Consider the following 13,250-nt stretch of genomic DNA (forward strand, 5'->3'; position numbering starts at 1 on the left):
TGGCATAATGCCTCCTTATGGCCAGGGACCTCGAGACCGCGTTGCTCCGGTCGTTCGTCACCGCCGTACGGGCGGGCAGCATCAGCCGCGCCGCCGCCACCCTCGGACAGACCCAGCCCGCGCTCAGCCAGCAGTTGCGCAAGCTCGAAAGCGTCGTCGGTCGTCCGCTGCTCCACCGATCGGCGTCCGGCGTCTCGACGACGCGGGCGGGTGAGGAACTCCTGCCGTACGCCGAACGCATCCTCTCGCTCTCCGCGCAGGCGCTCTCCGAGGCCGGACGCGCGCTGAGCGGCCGCTGCGGCGTCGGGTTGCTCGAAGACCTCGCCGCATCCCAGCTTCCCCAGACCCTCGCCGACCTCGCCCGGCTGCACCCCGGCGCGACGCTGGAGGTGCTCAGCCTGTCCAGCGTCGCGACGCGGGAGGCCTACGACGAAGGCCGCGTCCAGCTCGTGCTCGACGAGGTGCCGAGCCTTCCGGGCCCACCGCGCTGGACGGTGCGCCGGCCGTTGGTCTGGGCGGTCGGCCGGGATGTGGACGCGGCCGCCGATGCGCTGCCGGTGGTGCTGTTCACGGGCACCTGCTCCTGGCGTACGTCCGTGCTGGAGACGCTGGAACGGGCCGACCGGCGCTGGCGGGTGGCGTTCGAGAGCAACAGCCTGGTCGGTGTGCTCGCCGCGGTACGGGCCGGGCTCGGCGTCGCGGCCCTCATGCCCGCAAACCTCGAACCGGCCATGACCCGCCACGACGCGGACGCCCTGCCCACCCTGCCGGACGTCGAGCTCGGTCTCGCCCGGCACCCGCGGACCGACGGCGATCCGCTGATCGACGCCGTGGAGACCGCGCTGCGACGCACGATCTGAGTGTTCCGCGGCGGGCCGGCGCGGCGAAGGACAACCGGACGGCCATCGACGTGGAAGGATCTGCCGAATGAAGCGGAGATCCCTGATCCTCGGCGCGGCGGCCGGCGTCGCGGCTCCCGTCCTCGCCTCCGGCGCGACGCCCGCCGCGGCCTCCGACGCCACCACCGACCGGCCCCGGCCGCGTAACTACTCGCCGAGCAACAAGGCCAGCAACCTCCGGACCCTGCCGGCGACCACCCGGCAGGTCGTCGTCGTGACCGCGGCCGGCTACCGCACCAGTTACGCCACGCTGGAGACGTTCGCGAAGGTCGACGGCCGCTGGAACCCGGTCTCCGCGGCACTGCCCGCCCGGATCGGCTCCCAGTACTTCAGCGACCAGCACGTCGAGGGCGTGCCGACCACGCCGACCGGCGTCTACTCCATCGGCCCGACGATGTACGGCATCGCGGCGAACCCGGGCGTGCGGTACCCCTACCACCGGCTCGTCACCAACGACTGGTGGAACGAGAACCCGAAATCGGCCGCCTACAACACCTTCCAGCACACGACCACCAATCCCGGTGGCCTCAGTGAGGCGCTGTGGCAGGAGAAGCCCGCCTACACGCACTTCGCCGTGATCACCTACAACATGCCGCCGAACGTCGCGAAGCCGGTGCCGAACGCGGGCAGCGGGATCTTCCTGCACGAGTTCAGCAGGACGCCGTCCGGTCCCACCGCCGGCTGCGTCAGCCTGTCGCACGCCGACCTGGTCAGCGTGCTCCGGTGGCTCGACCCCGCGGCCCAGCCGCGCATCGTGATGTGCCCGCTGGAAAGCCTCGGCCGCTACTGACCGTTCCGAGGGAGCTCCACATGAGCGCGAGCGTGTCCGCACGCGGGCGGGTCGCGACGTACGCGCACCGCGGGTCGTCCGGTATGGCGCCGGAGAACACCGCGGCGGCCTTCGCGCTCGCGATCGCCGAGGGCGCCGACTACGTCGAGACCGACGTGCAGCTCAGCGCCGACGGCGAGCTGGTGATCATCCACGACGTCACGCTTGCCCGCACCACCGACGCCCGGCTGGCGTTCGCCGACCGCGCGCCCTGGAACGTGCACGACTTCACCCTCGCCGAGCTGAGCAAGCTCGACGCCGGCGGCTGGTACGACGACGACTTCGCCGGCCAGCACATCCTGACCCTCGACGAGCTGCTCGACCTGCTCGGGGACCGGATCGGCCTGAACCTGGAGCTGAAGTCACCTGCGGTGAATCCCGGGCTGGCGCACACCGTCGCCGCCCGGCTGCGCCGGCGTCCCGACTGGATCGAGCCCGGCGCCCGGCCGCTCGTCGTCGGGTCCTTCGACGAGCAGGCCCTCCGGGACTTCCACGCGCAGCTGCCCACCGTCCCGGTCGCGCTGATCGCCTACGACGTGCCGGCGAGCGAAAAGCTGAACGATCTGGCCGGGTGGGTCCACTCGGTCAACCCCGACATCCGCCGGCTGCGCTCGGAGGACGTGGCCCGCGTTCTCGAGGCGGGCATGGCCGTCGTGCCGTGGACGGTCGACTCCCCGGCGTTGTGGCGGTGGGCCGTCGAGGCGGGCGTCGACGCGATGATCACCAACTACCCGTACGCGCTGAACAGCATGCTGCGCGACGGTGACCCGGTGCCCGGCGCGGCGGGGGTGGTCGTCCAGGACGTGGTGCCCCACTCCCCCGGCGACGAGCCGCAGTGGGCCGGCGAGCATGTCGTCCTGCGCAACGTCTCCGGACAGCCGGTCGACGTCAGCGGCTGGTACCTGCGGAGCCAGTCGTCCGACCGGATCGTGGTGGGCGACGGCTACGTCATCCCGCCGGGCGGGCTGCTGCGAGTGTGGACCGGTCCGGGCACCGACGATGCGGCCACGTACCACAACGGTCGTACCACCGCCGTCTGGAACGGCACGAAGGGCGACTCGGCCGGGCTGCATCGCGCGGACGGCGCGATCGTCGATCTGTACGCCTACTTCGTCCGGCCCGGCCCCGCCGAGCAGCGAGGGGCCGGCCCCGGAGGAGCCGGCCCCTCGACCGAGGGTGCGGTCGGTCAGCCGACCGACTTGTTGTAGCTGTCGATCGCGGGCTGCACGCTCGCCGCGGCGTCCTTCATGGCCTGGTCGGCCGGCTTGCTGCCGACGATCGCCGCCTCCAGGCCGTCCTCGGACGCCTTGCGGGCCTGCGGCATCACGCCGAGCAGGCAGCCGGCCGACGCGACCGACGGCGGCAGCGCGTGCAGCTGGTCCACGGCGGTCTTGAACTGCGGGTACTGCGCCACCCAGTCCTTGTCGATCTGCTCGTCGAGCGCCTTGGCGTTCACCGGCACGTACCCGGTGCCGGTGTGCCACTTGGCCTGCTGGGCCGGGCTCGAGGCGAACTTCACGAACTCCCAGGCGGCCCGCTTCTCCTTGTCGCTGTGGCCGACGCCGTTGATCCACAGCGAGGCGCCGCCGATGATCGGCCCGCCCGTCGCCGAGCTGTTCGCCTTCGGGTACGGCGCGGTGAGCACGGTGAACTTGCCCTTGGCCGCGTCGATGTAGCCCCGCATGGCCCCCGTGGACTCCAGGTGCATCGCCACCGTGCCGGCCTTGAAGGCGGCCTGGGCGTCGTCGGTCTTCCGGCCGGTGTTGGTCGCGTAGCCGCCCTTCACGAGGTCCGCCCACCACTGCGCGACGCGCACGCCGGTCTCCTGGTCGAACTGCACCTTCGTGGCGAGACCCTTACGCCCGTTGCCGTTGTCGCAGTACTCCTTGCCGTCGGTGGCGATGAGCTGCTCCAGCAGCCAGCCGTAGATGGCGGCGCCGAAGCCGTACTGGACGGTCTTGCCGCCGGCGTCCTTGACCGTCAGCTTCTTCGCCATCTCCCCGATCTCGTCGAGGTTCTGCGGCGGCTTCGTCGGGTCGAGGCCCGCCTTCACGAAGGCCTCCTTGTTCAGGTACAGCAGCGGGGTCGACGTGTTGAACGGCATCGACTGGAGTTTGCCGTCGATCGAGTAGTAGTTGGCGATGTTCGGTTCGATGTCGCCCGCGTTGAACTTGTCCTTGTCGATGAACTTGTACATCGGCACGGTCTGCTTCGAGTCGACCATGAAGCGGGAGCCGATGTCGTAGATCTGCACCAGCGCCGGGGTGTTCTTCTGCTGCACCGAGGCCTTGTACTTCGCGATCGTCTCGTCGTAGTTGCCCTGGAAGACGGCCTTGACCTCGACCTTGCCACCGCTCTGGGCGTTGAAGTCGGCGACCAGCTTGTCGATCGCCGCGGCGTTGGCGCCCTTCATGCCGTGCCAGAACTCGATGGTGGTCTTGTCGGTGGCCTTCTCGAGCACCTCCGCGCCGGGCGCCTCGAGCGCGTCCTTGCCGGAATCGGTGCCGGACCCGGAACCACCGCACGCCGTCATCGCGGCGGCGGCGACCAGGGCGACGAATGCCGTCATGCTCCGGCGGAGCCTGGGTTGTCTCACGGGTTTCTCCTCTTTGAGAATTAACGCAGCGCGCCGGCCGTGAGGCCGCGGACGATGTAGCGCTGGCCGAAGAGCACGACGGCCAGCGTGGGGAGCAGCGACAGCGCGACGCCGGCGAGGACCAGGCCCGGCTGCGCCACCTCGGCGTCGTTGAGCTGCGAGATGCCGATCTGCAGGGTCTGAAAGTTGGAGTCACGGATCAGGATCAGCGGCCAGAAGTACTGGTTCCACGCCGAGAGGAAGACGTACACCCCGACCGCCGCGATCGACGGCTTGGACAGGGGCACGATGACCCGCCACAGCAGGCGCCAGTGGCCGCATCCGTCGATCACCGCGGCGTCCCGCAACTCGGTCGGGAACTGGAGGAAGGCCTGACGCAGCAGGAACGTGCCGAAGGCCGACGCCAGGAAGGGCAGCACGAGACCGAGGTACGTCAAGCCACCCCGCGCCAGGCCCCAGCCGGAGATGGCCAGGTAGTTGGGAATGATGATCGCTTCCCAGGGCACCATGAGGGTGGCGAGGAACAGGCCGAATGTCGCCGCCTTCGCCGGCAGGCGAAGGAACGCGAAGGCGTACGCGGCCAGGATGCTGGTGACGACCTGGGCCACCGTGATGGCCCCGGCCTGGACGGCCGAGTTGACGTAGAAGCGACCGAGGGACACCGAGCGGAAGACGTCGCTGATGTTCTGCCAGTGAAGCTCGTGCGGCACCAGCGCGGGCGGGTAGGTCGCCAGGTCACCGGGGCCCATCACGGCACCGACGAAACCGTAGTAGATGGGGAACAGGACCGGGATCGCGGCCAGGCCGAGCACGACGTAGACGGCGAGCCGCCCGAGGCTGAACTTCTTCATCGGTAGTGGACCCGCCGTTCGAGGACGCCGAACTGGACAGCCGTGCAGCCGAGCATGACGACCAGCAGCACGACGGCCTGCGCGCTGGCCGACCCGAAGTCGGAGGACCCGAAGGCGAACGCCTTCTCGTAGATCGAGTAGACCAGCGTGGTCGTGGCCTGGTCCGGGCCACCCTTCGTCAGGATGTGGATCTGCCCGAAGCTCTGCAGCGCGTGGATTGTGGACACCACGACGAGGAAGAACAGCTGCGGGGAGAGCAACGGCACGGTGATCCGCGACGCCAGCCGCCAGCCGGACGCGCCGTCCAGGCGCGCCGCCTCGACCACCTCGGGGGAGATCGCCGCGACGCCCGCGGAGAGCACGAGGACGTTGTACCCGAAGTTCATCCAGACCGTCGCCGCGCAGACGGCCGGCAGCGCGATCGACGGATCGGTGAGCCAGTTGACCCGGTCGATCCCGAGGGACCCGAGCAGGCCGTTCGCCACGCCGATCGCCGGGTTGTAGATGACGGCGAAGACCACCGACGCGGTCGCCACCGAGAACGCGAACGGCAGCGCGAAGGCGGTGCGCAGCACCCGTACGCCCCGGATGCGCGCCTCCAGCAGCAGCACCACGAAGAGCGCGCCCAGAACGGCCGGCACCACGGAGAACAGCGTGAACAGGCCCGTGGTGGCCAGCACCTTGCCGAATTCGGCCGACAGCATCTCCCGGTAGTGCTCCGCACCGACGTACACCGACGGGGCGCCGAAGAGGTCGTTGCCGTGGACCGACAGGTAGAGGGTCCGCCCCAGCGGCCAGAACACGAACAGCGCGAAGACCACGACCGACGGCAGCAGCAGCAGCCACCCGAGACCGGTCTCGGTGAAGCGTTCCGCCTTCCGCCGCCGGACGGTGGCGGGTGTGGACGTTACGGTCGAGGCTCGGTCGCCCGGTGGAGCGCTGACGGTGCGAGGGGGAGGCACGGCAGCACAGTACCAACGAGATCGACTGAAAGAAATCCTTCCACAGACAACCCGGAGCTGGAAGTTCTTGCCGACGCAGCCACAGTTGCCCCAGCGCTCACGGTGTCCGGGTGGGCAGGCGGAGCTCTTCGAGGTCCAGTTCGCGCTCGAGGACGCGCAACCCCTCATCCGGCAGCTGGCCGGCGTCCCGCCACCGCAACAGCTCTTCGCGCTGGGCGTCGATCGCGGCCCGGCGGATGCGCAACGCCGCCTCGTACTGCGGTGAGACCGGCACCCCGGGCAGTTCGGCCGCCTGGAGCAGGTCGAGGCGGCCGCGGTAGCGGGCCAGCCGGCCGTTCAGTTGCGCACGCATCGACTCGACGGCGTCGGCGTGTTCCGGTTCCTCGGCGGCGACCTCCGCAAGCCGGGCCAGAGCGGCCTCGACCGACGCCGACCGGGCCTCGTTCCGGACCCGGACCTGATCCGCCTCGTCGGCGCGCAGACCCAACGCCCGCACCAGCGGCGCGAAGGTGAGCCCCTGACCGACCAGCGTCACGAGCACGACCACGAAGGCGCAGAACAACAGGAGGTCCCGGTCCGGGAACGGCGCTCCGCTGTCGGTCACGAGCGGCAGGGTGAAGATCGCGGCGAGGGTGATGACCCCGCGGGTGCCGGACCAGCTGAGCGCGACGACCTCGCGACCGGTCAGCCGCCGGGCGTTGCGCGCCTCCGAGGCGGCCCGGCGGGCGGAGCCGGGGGTGTCGTCTTCGTACTCGGAGGCGCCGCCGAGGCGGGTGTGCATCCAGCGCGGCAGCAGCTGGTTCAGGACCAGCCACAACGGGCGCAGGAGCAGGACCACGCCGACCGACACCGCCACGGCGATGACGATCGTGGCGGTGTCGTACTGCCGCAGCCCCTTCACGACCTGGGGCAACTGCTGGCCGATCAGGAGGAAGACGAACCCCTCGAGGAGGAAGTCGACCAGCCGCCACACCGCACTGGTCTGGAGCCGGCTGGCGCCGGACGCGAGCCGGGGCGTGTGGTGCCCGACGATCAGCCCGGCCACCACCACCGCGAGGACGCCGGAGACGTGCAACTCCTCGCCGAGCAGGAACGCCACGAAGGGGGTGGCGAGCGAGATCGCATTGGACAGCAACGGATCCCTGGTCAGCGGCCGGGCCAGGCGCACACCCCAGGCGACCGCGGCACCCACCACGATCCCGCCGGCCGCCGCGAGAACGAACTGTGCGGCGGCCGCGGGGAAGGAGAAGGTGCCGCTGACGGCCGCGGTCACCGCCACGCTGAGGATCGTCAAGGCGGTGGCGTCGTTGAGCAGCCCCTCACCCTGGATGATGGTGACCAGCTTCGGTGGAAGATTCACCCGCCGGCCCACCGCGAGCGCCGCCACCGGGTCGGGCGGCGCGACGGCCGCGCCGACCGCGACACCCGCGGCCAGGGTCGCCCCGGCGACGAACAGGTGGAACCCCAACCCGATGGCCACCGCGGTCACGAGCACCAGGACCACCGACAGGCTGACCACGATGCGCAGGTTCCTGCGGATCGCCAGCAGCGACGAGTCGAGCGCCGCGCTGTAGAGCAACGGTGGCAGGACGATGGTCAGCACGATGTGCGGGTCCAGCGTGATGTTCGGTCCCGGGAGGAGCGCGTAGAGGATCCCGATCAGCGTCAGGAGCGCCGCCGAGGGCAGCCCGGTACGCGAAGCCAGCCACCGCGCGAAGACGATGACCGCGACGGCCGCCAGGACGAACAACAACAGGCTCTCGGGGCTCACCTGCCCATTCTCCCCTGACGCCCCGGACACCCGCCCCGGACTCGTCGCGCTGCCGGCCGGTCACACGGTGCGGCGGGAGCGGGCCAGGGCGAGCCAGCCGAGGACCGCCGCGACCAGGCCGATCGCCAGGGCCACGAAACCACCGACGATCCCGTAGCCGGTGCCGGGACCACCCTCGGCGGCGGCCACCACCAGCCCGCCCGTGACCATGCCGGCCAGCCCGGCCCCCAGGGCCACGAGGGCGCCGCGTCGGCCGGTGCCGTTGCCGATCCGGCGGGCGGCGCGGGCCAGAGCCAGGGCACCGACGATCACGCCGGCCAGCGCCACCAGTGCGGCGACGCTGCCCACGAGCCGCCCGGTGGTCATGGTGTAGGGATCGACGGCGGCCGACCGGGCGGAGGCGTGCGCGGCCGCCGGTGTGGCGGGCCCGAACCCCCCGACCACGGCGGCAGCGGTGGCGGCGAACAGGTGACGGGTGGACATGAGGTGCTCCTTCTCCTCGGAGGACCGGACGTGTCTGATCCTGTCCGCCGGCCCGTCACCTGTCGTCCTGCGTGCGCGGTCACTTCATCCTGCCGCGTGCGGCGCAGCCGGCTGCCGCGGATGTCGCAGGACGCGGCCGGGTACCGCGTCCGCGGTAGCCGGCGAATCGTCCGCGCGCAGGAGTCGCGCCGGGTGGACAGCCCGCTAGGGTGCGCGCATGGGCAGGGGACGGATCGGTGTCGGCGACTGGGCGATCGCCGCTGGTGTGGCGGCGATCCTGCTGGTCACCGGGCTGTCCGGGCAGCACTCCCCCACCGGCTCCGACCTGCTCGGGTACGCGCTGCTGACGGCCGGCGGCCTGGCGCTGGCCGCACGCCGCCGCGCTCCGGTCCCCGTCCTGGCCGTCACCGGGCTGTGCGCGGTGGGTCACCAGGCGGTCGGCTTCGACGTGCCGGCGGTCGCGTACCTGTTCGCCGTGTACGGCGCCGTGCGGGCGGGACACCGGGCCGTCACGGTGGCGGCGAGCGTGCTCATGTTGGCCGCGCTCCCCGTCGCGGCGATGGTCTCGGGCCTGCACGACACGGGCGAGGCGTTCGCGCAGGCCCGCGGCGCCCTGGAACTGGCCTGGCTGATCGCCGCCGGGGCGGCGGGTGAGGCGCTGCGACAGGCCGAGCGCCGGGCGGACGAGGCCGAGCGCACGCGCGAGGAGACCGCGCGGCGCCGGGCCGACGAGGAGCGGCTGCACATCGCGCGGGAGCTGCACGATTCGCTCACCCACCAGATCTCCGTCATCAAGGTGCAGGCCGAGGTCGCGGTCCACCTGGCGCAGAAGCGGGGGGAACAGGTGCCGGAGGCCCTGCTGGCGATCCGGGAGGCCGGTCGTGAGGCGGCGCGGGAACTGCGCGCGACCCTGGAGGCGCTGCGCGACGACGACAAGAACCCGCCGCATGGGCTCGCCCAGGTTCCGGACCTGGTGCAACGGGCCCGCACGACCGGCCTGGACGCGAAGCTGACGATCGAGGGACGCCGCAACGACCTGCCGGCCGCCGTGGACCGGACCGCGTACCGGATCGTCCAGGAGTCGCTGACCAACGTCGCGCGTCACGCCGCCGCCGGCACCGCCTGGGTCCGGATCGACTACCGGCCCGACTCCCTGCTCATCCAGGTGGACGACGACGGCGGGACCACGTCGGACACTGCGCCCGTGCCCGGCGTCGGGCTGCTCGGGATGCACGAACGGGTCACCGCCCTCGGCGGTCACCTGACGGCGGCGCCCCGCCGCGAGGGCGGCTTCAGCGTGCAGGCCGAGCTTCCCGTGGACCAGCTCTCATGATCCGTGTCCTGCTGGCCGACGACCAGCCGCTCATCCGCAGCGGATTCCGCGCGCTCCTCGACATCGAGGACGACATCGAGGTGGTGGCCGAGGCCGCCGACGGCAGCGAGGCCGTGGCGCTGGCCCGGGAACACCTCCCCGACATCGCGCTCGTCGACATCCAGATGCCGGTCGTCGACGGCATCGAGGCGACCCGGCGCATCGCCGCGGATCCGGCCCTGGCCGGCGTGCACGTCGTCATCCTGACCAACTACGGACTGGACGAGTACGTCTTCCACGCGCTGCGCGCGGGCGCGGCCGGATTCCTCGTCAAGGACATCCAGCCGGAGGACTTCCTGCACGCCGTACGCGTCGCCGCCCGCGGCGACGCCCTGCTGGCGCCGTCGATCACCCGCAGGCTGATCGACCGGTTCGTCACCCAGCCACTGCACACCGGCGCCGGCGCGGACCTGGACGAGCTGACCAACCGGGAACGCGAGGCCGTCGCCCTGCTCGCTCAGGGCCTGTCCAACGATCAGATCGCGGACCGCATGGTGATCAGCCCGATGACCGCGAAGACCCACATCAACCGAGCCATGGCGAAGCTCCACGCCCGCGACCGCGCCCAGCTCGTGGTCCTCGCCTACGAAGCAGGCCTGGTGGCGCCCCGCAACTCCTGAACCCGGTTGCCGTCGCCGGCAGCGGAAACGAGGGTCCGCGCCGACCGGCTCAGGGCCGGAGCAGTCCACGTCCGGCCAGGTAGGCGCGCAGCGTCTCGGCGTCCTCGGCGGACATCAGGTGGCGCGGGATCACGGTCGCCGGCATCCGCCCGACGTACACGATCCAGAACTCCGGGGTGTCCCGCACCTGGGTGACCCCGTCCCAGGCGATGCCGCCGGACTCCGAGCCGCTGCGCATCATGATGTTGTCGTCGGTGATGTCGTAGGCGCCCTCGACCGCGTAGCGACCCGAGCGGCGGCGGGCGCGCCACCGCACCCACGGGGCGTACAGCATCGACAGCAGGCCGGCCACGACCAACGTCAGGCACAGCGGCGAGATCCGGTCGCCCCACGAGAAGCCCCGCGAGACGGCGAAGCCGATCACCCCGACCGCCGCCAGCACCGCGCCGATGTAGCCGAACCTGCGCAGCCGGACACTGCTGAGCGCGGCGGCCACGCGGCCCGGGTAGGCGGGATCGGCCGGGACGTCGAAACGGATGTGCACGCCAGAACGATAGTGCCCGCACGGCGGAGCTGACCCCGGCACGGCGCGGGCGAGTTCGCCGGGGTCGTGGCGGTCGCGCTGCTCTCCGGCCGCGCGGACGCTGCGTAACGATGACGCAGCGTGAGGCTCTGCGGTCCACACCGCCAAGCCTCACGCTGCCTTTGCTCTGCAGCCATCACCGCAGCACCCTCCCACCTGCGCGGCGAGCAACCGCCAGGGCGCCACGCGGGCACCGGCCGGACACCCCGCGTGACCGCTGCGTATGCGGCTGCAGAGCAAAGGCGGCGGAGGAGGGGTGCCGGGCGACGGGCATCGGTCACCAACGGTGACGGGAAGCGACGAGTGCACCCTGCCGGTGACCGGGCGGGGGTTCAGGACGCCAGAGGGCTGCCCCGATCGGCGGCCGGCCAGCCGCAGGCGGCCGCGCGCGACAGAGCCGCGCCGACGCCCCGGGTCCACACTTCGGACCGTCCGTCGACAACGCGATCAGCATCGACAATCATGCATGTCCATGCCTACCCGAGCGGCCGACGGCCCGCCGGTCGCCGCCCGCGACGACCACAGCCCGGCCCCCGCCGGCCCGACCCGTGGCCGGCGGGGCCGGTGGCGCGGGTGGGGGTGGTTACGCCACGAATGGACCGTCGCCACGGTCGCCGCCCTGCTGCTGGCGGTGGTGCTGACCTGGCCCACGATGCGGCATCCGGCCAGCACGGTCCCCGGTGACCTCGGCGATCCGACGCTGCAGGCGTGGCAGGTGGCCTGGTCGGGCCACGCCCTGCTGACCCACCCGCTCGCCCTCTGGAACTCGAACACGTTCTACCCCGAGACGTACACGTTCGCCTACAGCGACACCCTCCTCGGATACGCGCCGATGGGGGCGCTCGGCGCGGGCTTCGAGGCCGCCCTGGTCCGCTACAACGTCATGTACGTGCTGGTGCACGCGTTGGCGTTCGTCGGGGCGTACGCGTTGGTGCGGCAACTCGGTGCGGGCCGGTGGGGCGGCGCGGTCGCCGGGGTCGCGTGGGCGTACGCGCCGTGGCGGCTCGCGCACGCGGGCCACCTGAACATCCTGTCCAGCGGCGGGATCGCGTTGTCCCTGGCGATGCTGGCGCGCGGTCACGGCTGGTCGTTGCGGCACGGTTACCGGCCCGAGCGCCGCCGGCCGGGGTGGGCGTTGGGCGGGTGGCTCGTCGCCGCCTGGCAGGTCACCCTGGGCTTCGGCATCGGGCTGCCGCTGGTCTACTTCCTGCTCGCCGCCGTGCTGGTGGCCGCCGGCGGCTACGGCTGGTCGTGGTGGCGGCGCAGGGAGCGGGTCCCGTTCGGCCGCCGGTTGCTGCTGGCGGATCTGGCCGGTGGCCTCGCCTTCGGCGCGGTGACGCTGCTGCTCGGGCTGGTCTACCTCCGGGTCGTCGACCTCAATCCGCAGGCCGTGCGGTCGCTGGACTGGACGGAGATGTTCTCCCCGCCCCTGATCGGCTTCGTCACCGCCCCGGCGGACTCCTGGTTGTGGGGCGAGCCGCACGCGGCGGCCCGGGAACAGCTGTCCTGGCCCCCCGAGATGGCGTTGCTGCCCGGGATGGCCCTGATCGGAATGGCCATGGCGGGCCTGTTCGTCTCGGTGTATCCGGTCCGGCAGCGGGTCGCGTTGGGGTTGGGCGTCCTCGCGACGGTGCTGCTGGGTCTCGGCGCCACGCTGGGTGGCGACGGCGACCCGGGCTACCTCACGCTGTCCCGACACCTGCCCGGCTGGGACGCGCTGCGGACGCCGGGCCGGATGATGCACTGGACCAGCCTGCTCCTGGCGGTGCTGGCGGCCGGGCTGGTGACGACGATCGCCGAGCCGGCCCGCCGGCCGCCCACCCGCAGGTGGACGCGGCTCCTGGCGCCGGCGGCGCTCCTGGTGCCGCTGGCCCTGGTCGGGCTGGAGGGGGTCAACCGGACGCCGCATCCGGTGGTGCCGCGCCCACCGGCCGCCCTGCGGACGGCGGAGGAGCCCGTCCTGCTGCTGCCGATCGGCGGCACGAACGACCTGCACTACATGCTGTGGACGACCGACGGCTTCCCCCGGGTGGCGAACGGGCTGGCCGGCTTCGAGCCCGCCAGCCAGGCGCAGACCCGGGCGGCGGCGGCCACCTTCCCGGACCCCACCAGCGTGGCCTACCTGCGTGGCATCGGGGTGCGGTCGGTTGTGGCCCTGCCCGGCCGGGCCGTCGGGACGCCGTGGGAGGGCATCGCGGCCCGGCCGGTCGACGGGCTGGGCATCACCCGGGAGGAGCTCGACGGTGTGCTGGTCTACCACCTCGGGTGACGGCTCTCCGGGTAC

At 72.0% G+C, this 13,250-nt stretch carries 12 protein-coding genes; 6 read left to right on the plus strand and 6 right to left on the minus strand.

The window, feature by feature from the left end; all coding sequences use genetic code 11:
• Positions 1–17: 17 nt before the first annotated feature.
• The 3 genes from GCE86_RS14720 (at position 18) to GCE86_RS14730 (ending at position 2,936) form a co-directional block, all read left to right on the plus strand.
• Complete coding sequence (locus tag GCE86_RS14720; RefSeq protein ID WP_154227499.1) at positions 18–860, plus strand: LysR family transcriptional regulator; 843 nt, start codon at positions 18–20, stop codon at positions 858–860.
• A 67-nt stretch (positions 861–927) separates the two neighbouring features.
• Complete coding sequence (locus GCE86_RS14725) at positions 928–1,689, plus strand: L,D-transpeptidase family protein (RefSeq protein WP_154227500.1); 762 nt, start codon at positions 928–930, stop codon at positions 1,687–1,689.
• A gap of 20 nt (positions 1,690–1,709) precedes the next feature.
• Positions 1,710–2,936, plus strand: coding sequence for a glycerophosphodiester phosphodiesterase family protein (locus tag GCE86_RS14730; RefSeq protein WP_154227501.1), 1,227 nt, complete (start codon positions 1,710–1,712; stop codon positions 2,934–2,936).
• On the opposite strand, the gene GCE86_RS14735 is transcribed toward GCE86_RS14730, so the two are convergent.
• From GCE86_RS14735 to GCE86_RS14755, 5 genes are all read right to left on the minus strand, one after another.
• Positions 2,915–4,297 carry an ABC transporter substrate-binding protein gene (locus GCE86_RS14735; RefSeq protein ID WP_204341967.1) on the minus strand — a complete coding sequence of 461 codons (1,383 nt, stop codon included), beginning with the start codon at positions 4,295–4,297 and terminating at the stop codon, positions 2,915–2,917. The genes GCE86_RS14730 and GCE86_RS14735 overlap by 22 nt on opposite strands.
• A gap of 47 nt (positions 4,298–4,344) precedes the next feature.
• Entirely contained in the window at positions 4,345–5,175 is an 831-nt protein-coding gene (locus GCE86_RS14740) for a carbohydrate ABC transporter permease (protein ID WP_154227503.1), read from the minus strand.
• Positions 5,172–6,137, minus strand: a complete 966-nt coding sequence (locus GCE86_RS14745) for a carbohydrate ABC transporter permease (protein ID WP_204341966.1) — start codon at positions 6,135–6,137, stop codon at positions 5,172–5,174. Before GCE86_RS14745 ends, GCE86_RS14740 begins: the two co-directional genes overlap by 4 nt.
• 97 nt (positions 6,138–6,234) lie before the next feature.
• Positions 6,235–7,908 (minus strand): Na+/H+ antiporter, encoded by a 1,674-nt coding sequence (locus GCE86_RS14750; RefSeq protein WP_154227505.1) that lies wholly within the window; start codon positions 7,906–7,908, stop codon positions 6,235–6,237.
• Positions 7,909–7,968: 60 nt separating this feature from the next.
• On the minus strand, positions 7,969–8,391 hold the full coding sequence (locus GCE86_RS14755; protein WP_167537046.1) for a DUF6223 family protein: 423 nt from the start codon (positions 8,389–8,391) through the stop codon (positions 7,969–7,971).
• A 217-nt stretch (positions 8,392–8,608) separates the two neighbouring features.
• Between GCE86_RS14755 and GCE86_RS14760 the strand changes: the two genes are divergently transcribed.
• Positions 8,609–9,724, plus strand: coding sequence for a histidine kinase (locus GCE86_RS14760; RefSeq protein WP_154227506.1), 1,116 nt, complete (start codon positions 8,609–8,611; stop codon positions 9,722–9,724).
• Positions 9,721–10,383 (plus strand): response regulator, encoded by a 663-nt coding sequence (locus GCE86_RS14765; protein WP_154227507.1) that lies wholly within the window; start codon positions 9,721–9,723, stop codon positions 10,381–10,383. The genes GCE86_RS14760 and GCE86_RS14765 overlap by 4 nt, the downstream gene beginning before the upstream one ends.
• Before the next feature lie 49 nt (positions 10,384–10,432).
• Here the strand turns inward: GCE86_RS14765 and GCE86_RS14770 are convergent, their stop codons facing one another.
• A complete protein-coding gene (locus GCE86_RS14770; RefSeq protein WP_154227508.1) occupies positions 10,433–10,927 on the minus strand; it encodes a YcxB family protein in 495 nt (164 codons plus the stop codon).
• A 511-nt stretch (positions 10,928–11,438) separates the two neighbouring features.
• On the opposite strand from GCE86_RS14770, the gene GCE86_RS14775 reads away from it, so the two are divergent.
• Positions 11,439–13,235 carry a hypothetical protein gene (locus GCE86_RS14775; protein WP_154227509.1) on the plus strand — a complete coding sequence of 599 codons (1,797 nt, stop codon included), beginning with the start codon at positions 11,439–11,441 and terminating at the stop codon, positions 13,233–13,235.
• Positions 13,236–13,250: the final 15 nt, after the last annotated feature.

Source organism: Micromonospora terminaliae (genome assembly GCF_009671205.1).
Classification (GTDB): domain Bacteria; phylum Actinomycetota; class Actinomycetes; order Mycobacteriales; family Micromonosporaceae; genus Micromonospora; species Micromonospora terminaliae.

Coding starts and splice junctions, on each gene's coding strand:
- GCE86_RS14755 (WP_167537046.1), bottom strand. CDS start 8,391: ATGTCCACCCGTCACCTGTTCGCCGCCACCGCTGCCGCCGTGGTCGGG.
- GCE86_RS14760 (WP_154227506.1), top strand. CDS start 8,609: ATGGGCAGGGGACGGATCGGTGTCGGCGACTGGGCGATCGCCGCTGGT.
- GCE86_RS14740 (WP_154227503.1), bottom strand. CDS start 5,175: ATGAAGAAGTTCAGCCTCGGGCGGCTCGCCGTCTACGTCGTGCTCGGC.
- GCE86_RS14765 (WP_154227507.1), top strand. CDS start 9,721: ATGATCCGTGTCCTGCTGGCCGACGACCAGCCGCTCATCCGCAGCGGA.
- GCE86_RS14735 (WP_204341967.1), bottom strand. CDS start 4,297: ATGACGGCATTCGTCGCCCTGGTCGCCGCCGCCGCGATGACGGCGTGC.
- GCE86_RS14725 (WP_154227500.1), top strand. CDS start 928: ATGAAGCGGAGATCCCTGATCCTCGGCGCGGCGGCCGGCGTCGCGGCT.
- GCE86_RS14720 (WP_154227499.1), top strand. CDS start 18: ATGGCCAGGGACCTCGAGACCGCGTTGCTCCGGTCGTTCGTCACCGCC.
- GCE86_RS14775 (WP_154227509.1), top strand. CDS start 11,439: ATGCCTACCCGAGCGGCCGACGGCCCGCCGGTCGCCGCCCGCGACGAC.
- GCE86_RS14730 (WP_154227501.1), top strand. CDS start 1,710: ATGAGCGCGAGCGTGTCCGCACGCGGGCGGGTCGCGACGTACGCGCAC.